We start from the raw sequence: 18,377 nt of genomic DNA, 5'->3' as shown, positions 1-18,377 counted from the left end.
GCGCATATCGATGCAAGAATGGCGAATCATTGCGTGACTACGACAAGGGGCACGACATGGACGACATCGATCGGCGCATCCTGGCCGAACTGCTCACCCACGCCAGGGCCTCGTTCCAGGACATCGGCACCGTGGTCGGGTTGTCGGCGCCCGCGGTGAAACGGCGCGTCGACAAGATGGTGGCCAGCGGGCAGATCACCGGCTTCACCGCCCAGGTCAATCCGGCGGCGCTGGGCTGGACCACCGAGGCGTACGTGGAGGTGTACTACCGCGACAACATCTCCCCCGCCGAACTGCGCCGCACGCTCGAACCGATCCCGCAGATCGTGGGCGTGTGGACGATCGCGGGCGAGGCCGACGCGCTGGTCCACGTGATGGCCACCGACATGGCCGAGATCGAGGTCACCGTCGAGCGGATCAGGGAGAACGCGCGGGTCGGCCGCACCCGCAGTTCACTGGTGATGTCACGCATCCTCGAGCGCCCACGCACCTGAGCCACCCGCGACGGCGGCCACGTCGGGCACAGGTTCTAGGGTTGACCGCATGTCCGACGTGCGTGCCAGCTACCTCACCGACGGGGCCGAGATCTATCGGCGCTCCTTCGCGACGATCCGCGCCGAAGCCGATCTCGCCGGTTTCCCCGCCGATGTCGAGCGGGTGGCCGTGCGGATGATCCACGGCTGCGGGCAGGTCGACCTGGCCGGCGACATCGCCTACTCGCCCGGCGTGGTCGCCGCCGCGCGCGCCGCGCTGCACGCGGGCAAGCCGATCCTGTGCGACGCGAACATGGTCGCCTCCGGCGTGACCCGCAAGCGCCTGCCCGCCGACAACCCGGTGCTGTGCAACCTGGCCGACCCGCGTGTGCCCGAACTGGCCGCGCGCCTGGGCAACACCAGGTCGGTGGCGGCGCTGGATCTGCTGCGCGATCAGCTCGACGGCGCCGTCGTCGCGATCGGCAACGCCCCGACCGCGCTGTTCCACCTGCTCGACATGCTCGACGCGGGCGCGCCACGACCGGCCGCGATCATCGGCATCCCCGTCGGCTTCATCGGTGCCGCCGAATCCAAGCAGGCGCTGATCGACTTCGGTGGGGTCGAATACCTGACCGTCCGCGGCAGGCGCGGCGGCAGCGCGATCACCGCGTCGGCGCTCAACGCGATCGCGAGTGAACAGGAGTGAGTGAGATCAGCACCGGCAAACTGTGGGGCATCGGCCTCGGCCCCGGCGACCCGGAACTGGTGACGGTGAAGGCGGCCCGGCTCATCACCGCCGCCGACGTGGTCGCCTTCCACAGCGCCCGGCACGGCCGCAGCATCTCGCGCGGCATCGCGGCACCGTACCTGCGGGCAGGCCAGATCGAGGAACACCTCGTCTACCCGGTGACCACCGAAACGACCGATCACCCCGGCGGATACCAGGGCGCGATCGACGAGTTCTACGAGCAGGCCGCCGCCCGGCTCGCCGTCCACCTGGCCGCCGGGCGCAGCGTCGCGCTGCTCGCGGCCGGTGATCCGCTGTTCTACAGCTCCTACATGCACATGCACCGGCGGCTGGCCGATCGGTTCGAGGCCGAGATCGTCCCCGGCATCACATCGGTGAGCGCGGCCTCGGCGGCGCTGGGCACCCCGCTCGTCGAGGGCGAGCAGGTGCTCACCGTGCTGCCGGGCACCATGCCGGTCGAAGAGCTCACCGAGCGGCTGCGCACCACCGACGCCGCGGCGATCATGAAACTGGGACGTACGTATCCCGGTGTGCGCCAAGCGCTCTCGGATTCCGGACGGCTCGCCGACGCCTACTACGTCGAGCGCGCGAGCAGCACCCGTCAGCGCGTGCTGACCGCCGCCGAGGTCGACGACGCGGACGTGCCCTACTTCGCTATCACCATCGTTCCCGGTCCGGAACCGACCACTCCGATCGTCACCACCACCGGAGAGCGCGACGCCGCTCGCCGAGTCGACAGCGACGCCGTACCCAGCGTCACCGAATCGGCCGCGGGGAGCGTCGCGGAGAACCGCGGGCCCGTCGCAGCCCCGGCGACGATCGGCGCGCAGACACCTCCGATGGACCGCGCCGGAGCCGAATCATCCGACGCCACACAGGGTCCCGATCATCTTACCGAGGGCACGACCCCGGCATCGCCCGGGCGGTCCACACCCCCGGGAGGCGAGGTCGTCGTCGTCGGACTCGGCCCCGGCGACACCGCCTGGACCACCCCCCAGGTCACCGCGGCACTGGCCGAGGCGACCGACCTGGTCGGCTACACCACTTACATCGACCGGGTGCCCGCCCGCCCCGGCCAGCGCAGGCACGCCAGCGACAACAAGGTCGAATCGGAGCGTGCCGCGATGGCGCTCGACCTGGCCCGGCGCGGCGCCAGGGTCGCGGTGATCTCCTCCGGTGATCCGGGTGTGTTCGCCATGGCCGCCGCGGTGCTCGAGGTCTCGGCCGAACCGCAGTTCAAGGACGTACCGGTGCGGGTGCTGCCCGGGCTGACCGCGGCCAATGCCGTCGCCAGCCGGGTGGGCGCGCCACTGGGCCACGACTACGCGATGATCTCGCTCTCGGACCGGCTCAAGCCGTGGGACGTCGTGGCGCGGCGGCTGGCGGCCGTCGCCGCGGCGGACATGGCGATCGCGATCTACAACCCGGCCTCCTCCCAGCGCCGCTGGCAGGTGGGCGCCATGCGAGAGGTCCTGCTCGAGCACCGCGATCCGGAGACTCCGGTGGTGCTCGGCCGCGATGTCGGCGGGCCGACCGAAACCGTCCGGGTCACCACCCTCGGTGAGCTCGATCCGGAGCAAGTCGACATGCGGACACTGCTGATCATCGGCGCCTCCACCACCACCGCGTTCGACACCCCCGAGGGCACCCGCGTGTTCACCGCGCGCCGCTACGGCACCGACTAGCGGACACGCCGCGACGGCCACGGTCCTGGTCGACGACACACCCCGGGCGTAACATTCCACTTAGGAATGTAGTTCGAAGGGAGTTGACCGTTGACCGACACCGTGACTCGACGCCGCCCGCTGAACTCCACCGCGGCCTCGCTTCTGGGGTTCCTGCACGAGGGTCCGATGTCGGGCTGGGACCTGGCGACCCAGGCCCAGCAGCGCATCGGCGACTTCTGGACCATCACCCAGAGCCAGGTGTACCGCGAACTGTCCGCCATGGACGCGGCGGGACTGGTGACCAAGGGCGAGCGTGGCGCCAGGGAACGCACGCCCTATCGGATCACCGACATCGGCCGGGACGCGTTCGCCGAGTGGATCGCCCGTGATCCGGGCGTCGAGACCATCCGGGTCCCCCTGCTGCTCACCCTGTCGTTCGGCGAGCATCTCGAGCCCGCGCACCGCGACCGGATCATTGCCGCCAACCGCAACATCCATCAGGACCGGCTCGACCGCTATCTCGACGAGGATCCGACCGCGCTCGCGCCCAACCAGCGCGCCACGCTCGAATTCGGCATCGCCTACGAACGCGCGGTGCTGGACTGGTTCGATCAGCTGCCGCGCATCTTCGCGGGGCCGCGACCGGGGTGACGCGTGCCGGGCGGGTCAGCGCACGCGGTGCGCGGCAGCGTCGTGCAGCCACTCCAGGGCGGCGCCGACCTCGTCGACCGCGACCGCGTCGACGGGCAGCGGTGGCCGATCGATCATCACGACCGGCAGCCCGGCGGTGCGGGCGGCGAAGATCTTGGCCTCGGTCTGCTCGCCGCCGCTGTTCTTGGTGACGAGCACATCGATGCGGTGCCGCGACATGAGCACCAGCTCGTCGTCGAAGGTGAACGGTCCGCGGGCGAGCAGCAGTTCGTACCGCGACGGCAGTGGCGCGGTGGGCGCGTCGATGGCGCGGATGACGAAACGGTGCCGGTCGCAGCCGGCGAACACGCCGACGCCCTGGCGGCCGATGGTCAGCAGCACCTGTTCGTCGTGCGCGGCCAGCGCCTCGGCGGCCGCGGCCAGGTCGGGGACGCGGGTCCACAGGTCACCGGGACGCTGGATCCATTCCGGTCGCCGCAGGTGGACCGCGGGAATGCCGAGATCGGCCGCGGCGGTGGCCGCGTGGGCGCTGACCTGCGCCGCGAAGGGGTGGGTGGCGTCCACGACGGCGTCGATCGCGTTCTCGCGCAGCCAGGTTCGGAGGCCCTCGACACCACCGAACCCGCCTATGCGTACCGGACCGACGGGCAGGCGCGGATGCGCGACGCGTCCGGCGAGCGAGGACACGATGTCGAGTCCGCGCTCGCCCGACGCGATCCGGGCCAGCTCCCTGGCCTCACCCGTGCCGCCGAGGATCAGGACTCTCAGGGCTGCCCACTGAAATAGGCCGTGCCCGCGTCGATCAGCGACGGGCCACCGGCGATGAGCAGACCGATCACGCCACCGATGATGGCGCCGGGAATGATGGTGACGATGCCGATCGCGCCGAGCAGGGCGCCGATGATCGCGCCGACGAGCGCGCCGGTGGAGGCCCGCTGCAGCTCGGCCATGAACCACTGCTGCGAGCTGATCGCCTCGGCGGCGGCGACCGTCTTCGGGGTGAGGGTCAGGCGCGAGCCGTCGGCCTCGACGGCGGCCGCGATCTCGGTGGGGGCTCCGTTCACCGTGCCCGCCAGCGGCAACTGGGCGACGACGGCGCCTGCCTCATTGGTCAGGGTCACCGACTTCTGGTCGGCGGCGAGCGCGAAGCGACCGCCGGTGACCGAGGTCACCACGGACTTGCCCGCGTCGGCGATCTGCGCGAGATAGGTCACGCCACGGTCGGTACCACGCACCGCGGGCGCGTCCTGGCCCGCGACGGCGGGGGCGGGAGCGGCGGGGTCGGCGGCCACCGGGGCGGCGGCGATGCCGGTCGCGGCGATGGCCAGCAGCGCGGGGGCGGTGAACTTCGAGAACTTCATGTAACTCCCCATCATGGATACATCGAACCGGGGGATCACCCGGAACGGCCCCGACCATACCCCCGAGTCACTCGTTTTACACGTTCGGTTCGTAACGATCGCGAAATCGCACGTGCTGCGTGGACGGATTTGTCGTGATTTGCGCGTGATCTTTCCGTGATCGGCGCGGCGTCAACCAGCGGGTTTTCGGACGATCCATTGCGCGACCGGCAGATGGGGGCGCCACGCGGTGAAGCCACCGAGCGGTTCACCCCGGTAGATCTGGAATTTCCGCAGCGTGCCGCCGTGCCGCGCGGCCCAGTGCAGCAGCTGCGCTTCCGATTCCGCGGTGACGGCGTTGGCGACGAGACGCCCGCCGGGGCGCAGGCGTTGCCAGCACTCGGCGAAGACACCGTCCTGGGTGAGGCCGCCACCGAGAAATATCGCGTCCGGCGCGGAGAATTCTCGCTCGGCAAACTCCGAGCGCACTTCCCCGCGAATCGTAATTCCCGGGACGCCGAGCGCGGCGGCATTGGCCGCGATCTGCGCGCGGCGCGCGGGCAGGCGTTCGAACGTGACGGCGCGACAGCGTGGATGCGTGCGGCACCATTCGATGGCGACACTGCCCGAGCCGCCGCCGACGTCCCAGAGCAGCTCACCAGGCGCCGGGGCCAGCGCGGTGACGGTGAGGGCCCGGACCTCGGATTTGGTCAGCTGACCATCGCCGGTGAAGGCGGTGTCGGCCAGACCGGGCAGGCGGGTGTCGCGGCGGGCGCCGGGGTCGGCGACGCACTCGATCGCGACGATGTTGAGCGGGTCGCCCTGTGGATACGCCCAGGTCGCGGCGGTGCCGGTCCGCCGGTCTTCGGCCGGGCCGCCGAGCTGTTCGAGGACGGTCAGCGTGGAGGCGCCGAACCCGTGGTCGCGCAGCAGCGCGGCCAGCAGCGCCGGGGTCCGCTCGTCCTCGCTGAGGACGAGCACCCGGCGACCGTCGGCCAGCTCGGGCAGGACGGTGGGCAATGGCCGGGCAACCACGCTCACGACCGGGGTCTCGGCCAGCGGCCAGCCCAGCCGCGCGCACGCCAGCGACGCCGACGACGGCTGCGGGAACACGCGCAGCGCCTGTGCGCCGAACCGGCGGGCCAGGGTCGCGCCGATGCCGTAGAACATCGGGTCGCCGCTGGCCAGGACGCCGATCCGGCGCTCGGCGTTGCGCGCGAACAATGCGGGCAGGGCGGGCAGCAGCGGGCTCGGCCACGTCACCCGCTCGGCCGCTCCCGGCGGCAGCAGGTCCAGCTGCCGCGGTGATCCGAAGACGACCTCGCACTCCCCGATCGCCGCCCGGGCGGACTCCCCGAGCCCGGCCCACCCGTCGGCCCCGATCCCGAGCACCACGATCGGCGCGCCCCTCCAGGGGGATTCCTCGATACCCGGCCCGCCCGCCGCGCCAGGCGCCGCACCGTGCTCGGCCACCACCCGCGGCGGGGACGGCTCGGCCCTGGACGCGCCCCGGGTCCCCTCATCCCCCCGCGAGCCGTCTTCGGGCACCACAGCGGCGGACGCGGTCGTGCCACGCCCAGCCGACGCTACGGTCGCGGCTGTCGTGCGCGCTGCGGTCACCGACGCCCCATGACCGGCTGACGTCCCGATTGCAGACTCCGTGCGCGGTGTCGTCACCGGGGCATCCGGCGCCAAATGAACTGCGGGATAAGGCGCATCACGACGAAGGCCGCGTTCAGGCGGCCGGGGACCGCGACTCGGGTGGCGCCCTTGCCGAGGGCACGGACGACGGCGTCGGCGACCTGGCCGGGTGTGCTGGACATGGGCGCCGGGTCCATGCCGGTGGTCATTCGGCCGATCACGAAGCCGGGGCGCACCAGCAGGAGCTGGACGCCGGTGCCGTGCAGGGCGTCACCGAGGCCCGCGGCGAAACCGTGCAAGCCTGCCTTCGCGGAACCGTAGACGTAGTTGGCCCGCCGCACGCGCACGCCGGCGATGGAGCCGAACACGACGATCTGGCCCGACCCTTGCGCGCGCAGCAGGGTGGCCAGTGTCGTCAGGACGCTCACCTGGGCGACGTAGTCGGTGTGCACGACCGCGACCGCGTGCGCCGGGTCGGTCTCGGCCCGGTCCTGATCGCCGAGCACACCGAAGGCCAGCACCGCGGTCCCGATACCACCGTGCTCGGCGGCGAGCTTCTCCAGCAGCGGCGCGTGGGTCGCGGTGTCGTCGGCGTCGAATTCCACGGTGTGGACGGCGGTCGCGCCCGCGGCGCGCACCTGCTCGCTCTCGGCGTCCAGTGCGTTCGCGCGGCGGGCGGCCAGGATCACCACCCGTCCGGGCGCCAGCCTGCGCGCCACCTCCAGGCCGATCTCGCTGCGCCCACCCAGGACCAGGACCGGTCCCTCACTCGTCTGCGTACCCATGCGCCCAGTCTGTCACCCCGGTCACCCCCGAGATCGCCGTCCCCGGCGCCGGGCCGGGGCGACCCTGCGCGACCGCTGTGTCCGCCGCCTCTGTGCCGCGGGCTGTCGCCTGGCGACCGGCCATGGGTGTCGCTCGGTCGGGCGCGATGCACAGTTCTGCCCGGGGGCGCTCCACGGCTCGGCGGCGGCACGTACCGACCACCGCGGCGGTCACCCCCGGCCTGCACCGCACGGCGCACCGGCACCTGGTCGGGCTCGGGTGACCTCGGCAGCGATGGCACTCGACGCGGCGGCTAGCGTCGACGCATGCCGACCACCACCGCCTCGCTGTCCCCCGCCGCGCTCGACTTCGTCACCGAGCGGCACCTGGCCACCCTCACGACCCTGCGCGCGGACGGGACCCCGCATGTGGTCGCGGTGGGCTTCACCTGGGATCCCGAGGCCGGAATCGCGCGCGTGATCACCGACGGCGCGTCGGTGAAGGCGCGCAACGCGGCACGGGGCGGGTACGCCGCGGTGAGCCAGGTCGACGGACCCCGCTGGTTGACCCTCGAGGGCCCCGCCACGGTGCTCGCCGACAGCGACGACGTCGCCGAGGCGGTCCGCCGCTACACCGAGCGCTACCGGGTGCCCCGGGAGAACCCGACGCGCGTCGTCGTGGCGATCCAGGTGCGCCGGGTCCTGTCGTCGAGCACGCTGAAGTAGCTGCCCGCGAACGGCTTACAGCGGCGTGAGACCGTGCGGCCGGTTGTTCATCGACTCCACGCCGTCGGCGGTGACCACGACGATGTCCTCGATGCGGGCACCCCACTCGCCGCGGAAGTAGATGCCCGGTTCGATGCTGAACGCCATGCCGGGCTCGAGCACGAGGTCGTTGCCCGCCACGATGTAGGGCTCCTCGTGCACCGACAGACCGATGCCGTGGCCGGTGCGGTGCACGAAGGCGTCGCCGAGGCCCGCGTCGGCCAGCAGGGTGCGCGCAGCGGCGTCGATGGACTCCGCGGTCACCCCGGGGCGCACGGCGGCGACAGCGGCGGCCTGGGCCGCCTCCAGCAGCGCCATCCGCTCGGCCACCCGCTCGCTCGGCGCGCCGAGCACGTAGGTGCGGGTGGAGTCGGAGAAGTAGCCGGGTTCCACGGGGCCGCCGATGTCGATGACCACCACATCGCCCGGCTCGATGACGCGGTCGGACACGGCGTGGTGCGGATCGGCGCCGTGCGGCCCGCTGCCGACGATGACGAAGGCCGCCTCCGTGTGGCCCTCCTCGATGATGGCGGCGGTGATGTCGGCGGCCACGTCGGCCTCGGTGCGGCCCGCCCGCAGGAAATCGCCCATCCGCGCGTGCACGCGGTCGATCGCCGCGCCCGCCCGCCGCAGGGCGTCGATCTCGGCCTCGTCCTTGATCATTCGCGACTGCCGCAACACCGGGGTCGCCGACGCGGGCAGACCGGTGGTCGATTCCGCGAGCGGGATCAGGTGCAGCGCGGGCATGGCGTCGGCGACGGCGATCCGCGATCCGGCGTGCAACGTCGACCGCACCAGCTGGTACGGGTCGACGCCGTCGACCCAGTCCAGGATCTGCAGGCCGAGTTCGCCCGCGGCCGAGCCCTCCAGGGCGGCCAGTTCGAGTTTCGGGATCACGACCGACGGCGTCGCCCCGTCGGCGGGGATCACCAGGCAGGTGAGCCGTTCGAAGGACTCCGCGGCCGAACCGATCAGGTACCGCAGATCGGGACCGGGAGTGATCAGCAGGGCGTCCAGATGCGCTGCGCGCATCAACTCCACCGCCCGCTCCAGCCGCTGACCGTAGACCTCCGCCGAAAACCTGGCATCCGTGTGCGCGCTCATAGGATCCGACGTTACCCGGCAGGACGCGGCCCGCGCAGGAACGGTTGCCCGATCGTGGCCTTCCGCGACATCGGCGGGCACCGCCGCGGCGCTCGGGCGCGGCGTCGGTGGCACGGGGCACAATCGAGCCCGTGACCGATGACCAGAATCCCCGTGGCCCCCTGCTGATCCTCGACGGCGCCAGCCTCTGGTTCCGCGCCTACTACGCGATCCCCGACAAGCTCAGGGCCGCCGACGGGCGCTCGGTGAACGCGCTGCGCGGCTTCACCGACATGGTGGCCTCGCTGATCACCAAGCACCGGCCGAGCAGGCTCGTGGTCGGCCTCGACCTGGACTGGCGGCCGCCGTTCCGGGTCGCGCTCGTGCCCTCCTACAAGGCGCACCGTCTCGACACCAGCGTCGGTGCCGCGCCCGGCGCCGAGGAGGTGCCCGACACGCTCACCCCGCAGGTCGAGATGATCATCGAGGTCCTCGCGGCCGCGGGCATCGCCACCGGCGGCGCCGAGAGGCTCGAGGCCGACGACGTGCTGGGCACCCTCGCCAGCCGGGAACGCCGCGATCCGGTGGTTGTGGTCAGCGGTGACCGCGATCTGCTGCAGCTGGTGCGCGACGACCCGGCCCCGCCGGTGCGCGTGCTCTACGCGGGCCGCGGGCTGGCCAAGGCCGAACTGTTCGGGCCCGCCGAGGTCTCGGCGAAATACGGTGTGCCGCAACAGAACGCGGGCCCCGCCTACGCCGACATGGCGACCTTGCGCGGCGACGCCTCCGACGGGCTGCCCGGCGTCGCCGGAATCGGGGACAAGTCGGCGGCGCAACTCATCTCGAAGTTCGGTTCCCTCGGCGCGCTGATGACGGCCGTCGACGATCCGGACGCCGACCTCGCCAAGGGTCTGCGGGCGAAACTCGTGGCGGCACAGGACTATCTGAAGGCCGCGGCGCCGGTGGTGCAGGTGGTACGCGACGCGGAGGTGATCCTGTCCGGACCCGACACGCTGCCGATCACCCCGGCCGACCCGGACCGGTTGCTCGCGCTGGCCACCGCCTACAACGCGGAGAGCCCGATCACCCGCCTGGTCACCGCGCTCACCGCGGTGCACCGCGCCTGAAACGACGCCGGGCCGCCCGCGAGTACGCGGGCGGCCCGGAACAGCTACGGCCCCAGCCTAGTTCGGGCGACCGACCTCGTAGGTGCCGTCGTCCTTGGTGATCTTGATGCTGACCTTCTTGGCCTCACCGCTGACCTTAAGGTCGCAGGTGAAGGTCGCGTCGACCTCGACCTTCTGACCCGACGGGCACGACACGTCGGAGACGTCGGCGATGCCGTAGGAGTCCTTCAGCACGCGCGAGACGCCGTCCTGGACCGCGGTGTTGTCGAGTTCGTCGGAGGAGAACACGACGAGCAGCAGGCCGATCACGGCGGCGAGCACCAGCACACCGGCCACGACGAGGCCGATCACCAGCCCCTTGCCCTTCTTGGCGCCGGGCGCCTGCTGGGGCTGCTGGCCCCACTGCTGCTGCGGCTGCTGCCCCCACTGCTGCTGGGGCTGCTGGCCCCACTGCTGGGCGCCGGCCTGCTGGGCGTTCCAGTCCTGCGGCGGCGGCTGGGTCTGACCCCACTGCTGCTGCGGTCCGGTCGGCTGCTGCGGCGGCTGCTGACCCCACTGCGGCTGCTGGGCGGGCTGCTGCGGCTGCTGTCCCCACTGCTGCTGCGGCTGCTGGCCACCCCAGTGCTGGGTGGGTTGTGCCTGTTGCGGGTCCTGCGGCGGTTGCGCCGCACCGCCCCAGTGCTGCGTGGGTCCGGCACCGCCGGCCCCCTGCTGACCTCCCCAGTGCTGGGTGGGATCGTTGCTTCCCTCCCCTGGGCCATTCGGTCCGTACGGGCCGCTCATCCACTCGCCTCCACTCGCATCGTTGTACATACGGTAGCCCCCCGCGCCAGGCCAGCCGCTTTCGCACGACTCCGCCATCACGGTCGGTACGCCAGGAAATCAAATCACAGACGAATCCACTACGCGGCGTCCACTGCGACGACACCCCGCCGCACCGCGCGTACGGCCTTGGCCGCGGTACCCGCGATCTCGGTGTCGTCGGCGGTGTTGTGGATCTGGTCGAGCAGGTCGATGACCTGTCGGCACCAGCGCACGAAGTCGCCCGCCGACAGCGGCGTGCCCTGATCGCCACTGGCCAGCAACGCCTCGGCCAATGCGTCGCCACGCGCCCACTTGTAGACGCCGGTGACGAAACCGAGGTCGGGTTCGCGGGTCGGCGGCAGCTTGTGCCGCGCCTCGTCGGCACGCAGTTGCGACCACACCTCGATGGTGGCGCCGACGGCCCGCCGGATGGGTTCGGTGGGCCCGGACGCGGTGAGGAACCCGCCCTCGGAGCGGGATTCGTACACCAGCGTGGACACCACGGCCGCGAGTTCGGCCGGGCCGAGGCCGCGCCAGATCCCCTGCCGCAGCGCCTCGGCGACGACCAGATCGCTCTCGGCGTAGATCCGGGCGAGCCTGCGGCCGTCGGCGGTGACCTCACCGTGCTCGACGAACCCGCGCTCCTCGAGCAGGCCGACGATGCGGTCGAAGGTGCGCGCCAGCGAATTCGTCGTCGCGGCAACCTTCTGGCGCATCGACTCGGTCTCGCGGGCCAGGCGCGCGTAGCGTTCGCCGGTGCGGCTCATCTGCTCGCGGTCGGGGCGGCTGTGCGCCGGATGCGAGCGCAGACTGCGCCGCAGCGTCGACAGTTCGCGGTCCTCGCCCCCGCGGGTGTGATCGTTGCGCCTGCGCCTGCCCGGCGCGGAGATGCCGGTGCTGCGCAGGGCCGAGGCCAGATCTCGGCGGATGCGCGCGGTGCGGTGGTCGACGCGGCGCGGCAGCCGCATGTGCCCGAGCGCCTCGGCGGGCACCGGGAAGTCGGCCGCGGAGATCCGGCCCGCCCAGTGGTCCTCGGTGAGCACCAGGGGCCGCGGATCGCCGGGCGTCTGATCGGGTTCCAGGATGACGGCCAGACCGGCGCGGCGGCCCGACGGGATGGCCACCACGTCGCCCCGGCGCAGCCCGATCAACGCCTTGACCGCCGCGCCGCGCCGGTCGGCCCGCCCCTGCTGCTGGATCTCACGCTCGCGCTGCTTGATCCGGTCGCGCAACGACAGATACTCCATGAAGCCGCCGTCGACACCGCCGAGCTGGCTCTCCAGCTTGCGCAGCGCGCCCTGGTTGCGTTCGATGCCGCGGACCAGGCCGACGACCGAGCGGTCGGCCTGGAACTGGGCGAAGGAGCGCTCGAGCAGGCCGCGCGCCTCTTCCGCGCCCAACCGGTCGATCAGGTTGATCGACATGTTGTAACCGGGCCGGAAGGAACTGCGCAGCGGGTAGGTCCTGGTGGAGGCCAGGCCGGCGACGGCGCTGGTGTCGACCTCGGGCTGCCACAGCACCACGGCGTGGCCCTCGACATCGATGCCGCGCCTGCCCGCGCGGCCGGTGAGCTGGGTGTACTCCCCCGGTGTGAGCTCGGCATGCGATTCGCCGTTGAACTTGACGAGGCGCTCGAGCACCACGGTCCGGGCGGGCATGTTGATGCCGAGGGCCAGGGTCTCGGTGGCGAACACCGCGCGGACCAGGCCCTGGACGAACAGTTCCTCGACGGTGTGCCGGAAGGCGGGCAGCATGCCCGCGTGGTGGGCGGCCAGGCCACGGTGCAGCGCCTCGCGCCACTCCCAGTAGCCGAGCACCTCGAGATCGCCCTTGGGCAGATCGCCGGTGTGCTTCTCGATGATCTCGTCGATCCGTTCGGCCTCGCCCGGCCTGCTCAGATCGAGCCGGGCGCGCAGGCACTGGGCCAGCGCGCCGTCGCAGCCCGCGCGGCTGAAGATGAAGGTGATCGCCGGGAGCAGGCCCTCCTCGTCGAGGCGGGCCAGCACCTCCGGACGCGGCAGCGGCCGGAAGTTGCCGCGACCGCCGCGACCGCGCGGACCGCCGTAGCTCTGCATGCGGTCGGCGGCCTCGCGCTGACGGATGAACCGCACCAGGTCCTCGTCGACGAGGACCTTCTGGTCGCTGGATTTCGTGTCGAACAGATCGAACATCCGCTTGCCGACCATCACGTGCTGCCACAGCGGCACCGGCCTGGTCTCGTCGACGACGACCGCGGTGTCGCCGCGCACGGTCTCCATCCACGCGCCGAACTCCTCGGCATTGGACACCGTCGCCGACAGGCTCACCAGCCGCACGTCCGGGGACAGGTGCAGGATGACTTCTTCCCACACCGCGCCGCGGAACCGATCGGCCAGGTAGTGCACCTCGTCCATCACGACGTAGGACAGACCGCGCAGCGCGTCGGAGGACGCGTAGAGCATGTTGCGCAGGACCTCGGTGGTCATCACGACGACCGGCGCGTCGGGGTTGATCGACTGGTCACCGGTGAGCAGGCCGACGCTGTCGCGGCCGTAGCGCGCGGTCAGGTCGGCGAACTTCTGATTCGACAGCGCCTTGATCGGGGTGGTGTAGAAGCATTTGCCGCCCGAGGCCAGCGCCATGTGCACCGCGAACTCGCCCACGATCGTCTTGCCCGCGCCGGTGGGCGCGCACACGAGCACGCTGTGCCCGTCCTCCAGGGCCGCGCAGGCGGTCCGCTGGAAGGGGTCGAGTTCGAAGGAGATTTCGCTGGCGAACTGCGCCAACTCGTTGGCCCGCGCGGGAGAATCGGTCACCCGTCAGAGGGTATCGGAGTAGTCCGACACCGGGCGGGTGGTTTTCTCCGGGGGCGCGACCGGGTCGGCGGGGGCCACCGGGTCCGGCGTGTCCAGCGGCGAGGCCTCCTCGTCGGAGAGCGCGCCCCAGCCCTCGGCGGCCGCGCGACGGGCCCGGCGCGCGTCGTTGAACCGGGCGAACTGCACCGCCAGTTCGAACAGCACCGTCAGCGCGAGCGCCAGCGCGAGCATCGAGAACGGGTCCTGCGGCGTCACGACGGCCGCGAAGACGAACAGGCCGAAGATGAGCCCGCGCCGCCACGCCTTGAGCTTCTCGTAGGGCAGCACGCCCACCAGGTTCAGCCCGATGATCACCAGTGGCGTCTCGAAGCTGACGCCGAAGATGATCAGCAGCTGGATGATGAAGCCGAAGTACTGGGAACCGCTCAGCGCGGTGATCTGGACGTTGTCACCGATGGTCAACAGGAACGACAACGCGTGCGAGACCACCACGTAGGCCAGCACCGCACCCGCCACGAAGAGCACGCTGCCCGCGGTGACGAACCCGACCGCGTACCGGCGTTCCTTGGCGTAGAGGCCCGGGGTGATGAACGCCCACAACTGGTAGAGCCAGAACGGCGCCGCCAGCACGACGCCCGCGGTGAAGCCGACCTTCAGGCGCAGCATGAACTGCTCGAACGGCGCGGTCGCCAGCAGGCGACAGGCGCCGTCGGGGCTCAGGCTGGCGCGGGCCGACTCGGGCAGCGCGCAGTAGGGGCCGCGCAGGATCTCGCCGAGGCTCTCGATGCCGAGGAACGAATGCGCGTACCAGAAGAAGCCGATCAGCGTGGTGACCGCGATGGCGGCCAGCGCGAGCAACAGCCGCGTGCGCAGTTCCTGCAGGTGCTCGACCAACGACATGGTGCCGTCGGGATTCGTCCTGCGCTTGCTGCGCCGTGGATCGAACGGAATACGCATGGTGGGTGGTGGCCTCTAACCCTCGGTCCGGCGGATGCTCGACGAAACAGCACTCAGCCCCGGAGCTCCTTCGTCCGCGCTCCGGGGTGCACGCCGGGGTCAGACCGACTTCTGGCCCTGCTGCGGGTCGGCGATCGGCGCCTGCGCCTGCGGCGCCGAGGCGGACAGCTGCTGCTGCGGCGCCGGCGCGGCGGGCTGGGCGGCCGGTGCGGCCGACTCCGACTGCATCTGGCCGACCTCACTCTTGAAGATCCGCAGCGACCGGCCGAGCCCGCGCGCCGCGTCCGGCAGCCGCTTCGCGCCGAAGAGCAGGACGAACAGCACAGCGATGATCAGCAGGTGCGTCCAGCTGAAAGCGCCCATTTTCAGATACCTCCAAAGACCGTGGTGACTACCGATGCTACCTGCCGACCGCGCGTCGCGGTCCCGCGCCCGAGGCGGTGTTCGCCACGCGTTCAACCACGGACGGCGGCCGCCGCCGCGGTGAGTTCGGCGAACAACCGGCTGCCGCTGAAGCGGCGCGCGTCCCCGGACTCCGCCTCGCGGATCAGCTCCGTGAGCCGTCGATTGACCGGCGTCGGGTGGCCGACCATCTCGCCCAGACGCACGATTTCGCCGCACAACCACGCGATTTCGGTGCGCCGGCCCAGCGCGAGGTCGTCGGCCATCGACGAGCGCGCCAGTGGGTCGATAGCCAGCACCTTGCCGAACACCCGGCGGAAGATCGGGTCGGGCACCCGCAGCAGATGCACCATCAGTTCGGGGGGCACCGGCGTCAGCTGGGCGGGCCGAATTCGCGCAGTGTTCATCACCGCGAGCGCTTCGGCCTGCGCCAGCGCGAGGCAGCGCCGGTAGTCACGCTCGGCGAGTTCCTCCCGCAGCGGGCGCCCCGATAGCGCGTTGATGGGGTTGTTCAGGTTGAGCAGCAGCTTGGCCCACTGCACCGGGCGCAGGTCACGGTGCCTGCGCAGCGGCAGCCCGGCGGCGCGGAAGCGCTCGGCGAACCGGTCGACCACCGGATCGTCCTGCACGGCGACGACACCGTCGCTGGCCCGGTGGAACCGGCCGTTGCCGTTGTGCACGACGTTGAACATGACCATGCCCGCCAGCACGATGCTGGTGGGCAGGATCTCCCGGATCAGGGTGTCGTTGCCGATGCCGTTCTGCAGGCTCACCACCGGTGTGCCCGGTCGTAGCCTGCCCGCGACCGTGCGGACCGCGGCGGCGGTGGCCGCCGACTTCACGGTGACCAGCACGAGGTCGGCCAGTTCGGGCTCGTCGGGCTCGAGCGCCAGCCCGAACCGGTCGGGTGTGACCTCGGTCGATCCGCCGTCGAGGTCGCTCAGGCGCAGGCCGTGTTCGGCGATGTCGTCGAGGATGCGCTGACGGCCGACGAAGATGACGTCCATGCCCGCGGCGGCCAGGTGACCGCCGATGAAGACCCCGATGCTGCCCGCACCGAGGACCAGTACTCGCTGGTTCACGCCGGTTCGGTCTCCCCTGACAAGCCCGCGGCCGCGTAGGCGGCCAGTGCCGCGTCGGCGCGATCACGCACCGCGGCGACCAGTTCCGTCGGGCCGAGCGCGCTCACGCCCGTCCCGAAGCCGAGCAGCAGCCGCGCCATCCAGTCCGCCGACGCGAACCGCATGCCCGCCTCGATGCTGCCGTCGGGGCGCGATTCGATGCGGTGCATCGGGTACTGGTCGAGCACCCAGGCGTAGTCGGCGCGGATGCGCAGCCGGGCCAGCGGCACGTCGGGGTCGTCCTGGAACAGGTCGAGGGCGGCCGCGTCGGCGGCGGCGTGGCTCGGCGGCCGGGCCGGTTCGTCGAGTTCGGTGGCGTCCTCGATCCGGTCGAACCGGAACAGCCGCACGCCCTCGGCCTGCCTGCACCAGCCCTGCAGGTAGCTGTTGTTGTCGACGAGGATCACCCGGATGGGGTCGACGATGCGCTCGGACACCTCGTCGCGGCTGGCCGAGTAATACACCAGCCGCACGGCGCGCCCGTCGGCGAGCGCGGCGCGCACGGTGGCCACGACCGGCTGTTCGACGGGCACGGTCATCGGCCTGCCGGTGATCTCGGTGTCGCTGCTGGCGATGGCGGATTCGATCTTCGCGATGGCGGAGTGCGCGGCGGTCGGGTCGACCATGCCCGGCATCTCCACGATCGAGCGCAGCGCCACCAGCAGGGCGGTGGCCTCGGTGGAGGTCAGCCGCAGCGGCCGGTCGATGCCGGCGGAGAAGGTGACCTCGATGCTCTCCTCGGAGAACGACAGGTCGATCAGATCGCCGGGGCCGTAGCCGGGCAGCCCGCACATCCACAGCTGGTTGAGGTCGCTCATCAGCTGCTTGGTGGTCACCCCGAGTTCGGCGGCGGCCTCGGCGGCGCTGATGCCCGGATGCGCGAGCAGGTACGGCACCATGTTGAGCAGGCGCGAAAGGCGCAGGGACAGGCGCGAACTCACGACGTCACCTCCGTGTGGTCGAGTACCGACCGTAGCCGGTTCATCACGTCGGCGCGCAGTTCCGGTGGATCGAGCACGAGCACGTCGGGTCCCAGACCCGTGATCAGCCGGGCGACCCAGTCGCGCGAGCGCACCGGAACCTCGACCACATCGCCCGGCCTGCCGCCGAGTTCCCTGGTCTCGAGCTCGGTGCCGATCCGGCGCAGCTCCCGGCCACGGCCCTTGGCGACCCACACCGTCGCCGAGCCGGTGACGGGCGCGTCGCCGGTGACGCGGTCGACGATGGCGCGCAGGTCCGCGTCGGCCGGTTTGCGGACGGCGTTGTGCGGCCCGTACGGGACCACCTCGCCGCCGATGCGCGAGAGCCGGAAGGTGCGCACGGCGTCGCGTTCGCGGTCGTGCCCGACCAGGTACCAGCGCCCGTGCCGGGTCACCACGCCCCAGGGCTCCACGTCACGGGTGACGAACGGGTCGGTGACGGCGCTGTGGTGCCCGAAGCGCACGGCCTGGCCCGCGTCGATCGCCGCGAGCAGTTCGCGCAGCACGGGTTCGGAGCCGCGGGTGCGGGCGGGCACCGCGGGCACCGACACCCCGACGTTCTCGGTTTCGACCGTGACCCCGGCGGCGCGCAGCTTCAGCAGCGCGCCTTCGGCCGCACTCGCGAGCTCAGGGGAGGCCCACATCTGCACAGCGACGGCGACCGCGGCCGCCTCCTCGCTGGACAGGTCGATATCGGGCAGTTCGTAGGCGTCCCGGTTGATCCGGTAGCCCTCGAGCGTCGAGAACCGCCCGACCGGACCCACTTCCAGCGGAATGCCCAAATCGCGCAGTTCGTTCTTGTCGCGCTCGAACATCCGGCTGAACGCCTCGTCGGTCGCGGAGTCCTCGTAACCGGCCACGCTGGCGCGAATGCGCTCCGCGCTCAGGAACTGCCGGGTCGACAGCAGCGCGATGACCAGATTCATCAGCCGCTCGACCTTGGATATCGCCACCCGATAGAGGGTAATGGGCGCGGTACGGTCGCGGCGCGTCGGCGCACGGTTGGGCGAGGAGCGCGACACCGCCGCACCGCGACCCATCACCGGGCGCGTCGGACGG

General features: G+C 71.6%; 18 protein-coding genes. 6 read left to right on the top strand and 12 right to left on the bottom strand.

What is annotated here, in order from left to right; genetic code table 11:
- Positions 1-56 precede the first annotated feature (56 nt).
- The 4 genes from AB0H56_RS20025 (at position 57) to AB0H56_RS20010 (ending at position 3,539) form a co-directional block, all read left to right on the top strand.
- The gene (locus AB0H56_RS20025) at positions 57-494 is read left to right on the top strand and encodes an Lrp/AsnC family transcriptional regulator (RefSeq protein ID WP_110041299.1); all 438 of its coding nucleotides are present in this window, start codon (positions 57-59) and stop codon (positions 492-494) included.
- A 49-nt stretch (positions 495-543) separates the two neighbouring features.
- Entirely contained in the window at positions 544-1,179 is a 636-nt protein-coding gene (locus AB0H56_RS20020; RefSeq protein ID WP_357165153.1) for a precorrin-8X methylmutase, read from the top strand.
- The gene (cobJ, locus tag AB0H56_RS20015; RefSeq protein ID WP_357165150.1) at positions 1,176-2,906 is read left to right on the top strand and encodes a precorrin-3B C(17)-methyltransferase; all 1,731 of its coding nucleotides are present in this window, start codon (positions 1,176-1,178) and stop codon (positions 2,904-2,906) included. Before AB0H56_RS20020 ends, cobJ begins: the two co-directional genes overlap by 4 nt.
- Before the next feature lie 90 nt (positions 2,907-2,996).
- Positions 2,997-3,539: a PadR family transcriptional regulator gene (locus AB0H56_RS20010; RefSeq protein ID WP_110041297.1), complete on the top strand. Its 543-nt coding sequence runs from the start codon at positions 2,997-2,999 to the stop codon at positions 3,537-3,539.
- Positions 3,540-3,554: 15 nt separating this feature from the next.
- Here AB0H56_RS20010 and AB0H56_RS20005 read toward each other — a convergent pair whose 3' ends face one another.
- The 4 genes from AB0H56_RS20005 to AB0H56_RS19990 all read right to left on the bottom strand — a co-directional run bounded on the left by AB0H56_RS20005 (position 3,555) and on the right by AB0H56_RS19990 (position 7,305).
- The gene (locus AB0H56_RS20005) at positions 3,555-4,307 is read right to left on the bottom strand and encodes a cobalt-precorrin-6A reductase (protein ID WP_357165256.1); all 753 of its coding nucleotides are present in this window, start codon (positions 4,305-4,307) and stop codon (positions 3,555-3,557) included.
- Positions 4,304-4,900, bottom strand: a complete 597-nt coding sequence (locus AB0H56_RS20000) for a hypothetical protein (protein ID WP_357165147.1) — start codon at positions 4,898-4,900, stop codon at positions 4,304-4,306. The genes AB0H56_RS20005 and AB0H56_RS20000 overlap by 4 nt, the downstream gene beginning before the upstream one ends.
- Before the next feature lie 171 nt (positions 4,901-5,071).
- Positions 5,072-6,307: a precorrin-6y C5,15-methyltransferase (decarboxylating) subunit CbiE gene (gene cbiE, locus AB0H56_RS19995; RefSeq protein ID WP_357165253.1), complete on the bottom strand. Its 1,236-nt coding sequence runs from the start codon at positions 6,305-6,307 to the stop codon at positions 5,072-5,074.
- A gap of 245 nt (positions 6,308-6,552) precedes the next feature.
- Entirely contained in the window at positions 6,553-7,305 is a 753-nt protein-coding gene (locus AB0H56_RS19990) for an SDR family NAD(P)-dependent oxidoreductase (protein WP_357165144.1), read from the bottom strand.
- A 306-nt stretch (positions 7,306-7,611) separates the two neighbouring features.
- Between AB0H56_RS19990 and AB0H56_RS19985 the strand changes: the two genes are divergently transcribed.
- On the top strand, positions 7,612-8,010 hold the full coding sequence (locus AB0H56_RS19985) for a PPOX class F420-dependent oxidoreductase (RefSeq protein ID WP_357165141.1): 399 nt from the start codon (positions 7,612-7,614) through the stop codon (positions 8,008-8,010).
- A gap of 15 nt (positions 8,011-8,025) precedes the next feature.
- Here the strand turns inward: AB0H56_RS19985 and AB0H56_RS19980 are convergent, their stop codons facing one another.
- Positions 8,026-9,153: a Xaa-Pro peptidase family protein gene (locus AB0H56_RS19980; protein ID WP_357165138.1), complete on the bottom strand. Its 1,128-nt coding sequence runs from the start codon at positions 9,151-9,153 to the stop codon at positions 8,026-8,028.
- A gap of 131 nt (positions 9,154-9,284) precedes the next feature.
- On the opposite strand from AB0H56_RS19980, the gene AB0H56_RS19975 reads away from it, so the two are divergent.
- A complete protein-coding gene (locus AB0H56_RS19975) occupies positions 9,285-10,259 on the top strand; it encodes a 5'-3' exonuclease (protein ID WP_357165135.1) in 975 nt (324 codons plus the stop codon).
- A 57-nt stretch (positions 10,260-10,316) separates the two neighbouring features.
- Here AB0H56_RS19975 and AB0H56_RS19970 read toward each other — a convergent pair whose 3' ends face one another.
- The 7 genes from AB0H56_RS19970 to AB0H56_RS19940 form a co-directional block, all read right to left on the bottom strand.
- Entirely contained in the window at positions 10,317-11,042 is a 726-nt protein-coding gene (locus AB0H56_RS19970; RefSeq protein WP_357165132.1) for a DUF4333 domain-containing protein, read from the bottom strand.
- A gap of 119 nt (positions 11,043-11,161) precedes the next feature.
- Entirely contained in the window at positions 11,162-13,858 is a 2,697-nt protein-coding gene (locus AB0H56_RS19965; protein ID WP_357165129.1) for an RNA helicase, read from the bottom strand.
- Positions 13,859-13,861: 3 nt separating this feature from the next.
- The gene (gene tatC / locus AB0H56_RS19960; protein ID WP_357165126.1) at positions 13,862-14,815 is read right to left on the bottom strand and encodes a twin-arginine translocase subunit TatC; all 954 of its coding nucleotides are present in this window, start codon (positions 14,813-14,815) and stop codon (positions 13,862-13,864) included.
- A gap of 99 nt (positions 14,816-14,914) precedes the next feature.
- Positions 14,915-15,178 carry a Sec-independent protein translocase subunit TatA gene (gene tatA, locus AB0H56_RS19955; RefSeq protein WP_110041288.1) on the bottom strand — a complete coding sequence of 88 codons (264 nt, stop codon included), beginning with the start codon at positions 15,176-15,178 and terminating at the stop codon, positions 14,915-14,917.
- A gap of 92 nt (positions 15,179-15,270) precedes the next feature.
- Positions 15,271-16,299, bottom strand: coding sequence for a 2-dehydropantoate 2-reductase (locus AB0H56_RS19950; protein WP_280302912.1), 1,029 nt, complete (start codon positions 16,297-16,299; stop codon positions 15,271-15,273).
- Positions 16,296-17,279 carry a YafY family protein gene (locus AB0H56_RS19945; RefSeq protein WP_357165122.1) on the bottom strand — a complete coding sequence of 328 codons (984 nt, stop codon included), beginning with the start codon at positions 17,277-17,279 and terminating at the stop codon, positions 16,296-16,298. The genes AB0H56_RS19950 and AB0H56_RS19945 overlap by 4 nt, the downstream gene beginning before the upstream one ends.
- Positions 17,276-18,271, bottom strand: a complete 996-nt coding sequence (locus AB0H56_RS19940; RefSeq protein ID WP_110041285.1) for a YafY family protein — start codon at positions 18,269-18,271, stop codon at positions 17,276-17,278. Before AB0H56_RS19940 ends, AB0H56_RS19945 begins: the two co-directional genes overlap by 4 nt.
- Positions 18,272-18,377 lie beyond the last annotated feature (106 nt).

This window comes from Nocardia sp. NPDC050717 (assembly GCF_040654275.1).
Classification (GTDB): Bacteria; Actinomycetota; Actinomycetes; order Mycobacteriales; family Mycobacteriaceae; genus Nocardia.
Note: the sequence above shows the minus strand (reverse complement) of the source record. Positions and strands in the feature narration are given on the sequence as shown.

Coding starts and splice junctions, on each gene's coding strand:
- AB0H56_RS19990 (WP_357165144.1), bottom strand. CDS start 7,305: ATGGGTACGCAGACGAGTGAGGGACCGGTCCTGGTCCTGGGTGGGCGC.
- tatC (WP_357165126.1), bottom strand. CDS start 14,815: ATGCGTATTCCGTTCGATCCACGGCGCAGCAAGCGCAGGACGAATCCC.
- AB0H56_RS20025 (WP_110041299.1), top strand. CDS start 57: ATGGACGACATCGATCGGCGCATCCTGGCCGAACTGCTCACCCACGCC.
- tatA (WP_110041288.1), bottom strand. CDS start 15,178: ATGGGCGCTTTCAGCTGGACGCACCTGCTGATCATCGCTGTGCTGTTC.
- AB0H56_RS20000 (WP_357165147.1), bottom strand. CDS start 4,900: ATGAAGTTCTCGAAGTTCACCGCCCCCGCGCTGCTGGCCATCGCCGCG.
- AB0H56_RS19970 (WP_357165132.1), bottom strand. CDS start 11,042: ATGAGCGGCCCGTACGGACCGAATGGCCCAGGGGAGGGAAGCAACGAT.
- AB0H56_RS20020 (WP_357165153.1), top strand. CDS start 544: ATGTCCGACGTGCGTGCCAGCTACCTCACCGACGGGGCCGAGATCTAT.
- AB0H56_RS19985 (WP_357165141.1), top strand. CDS start 7,612: ATGCCGACCACCACCGCCTCGCTGTCCCCCGCCGCGCTCGACTTCGTC.
- AB0H56_RS19980 (WP_357165138.1), bottom strand. CDS start 9,153: ATGAGCGCGCACACGGATGCCAGGTTTTCGGCGGAGGTCTACGGTCAG.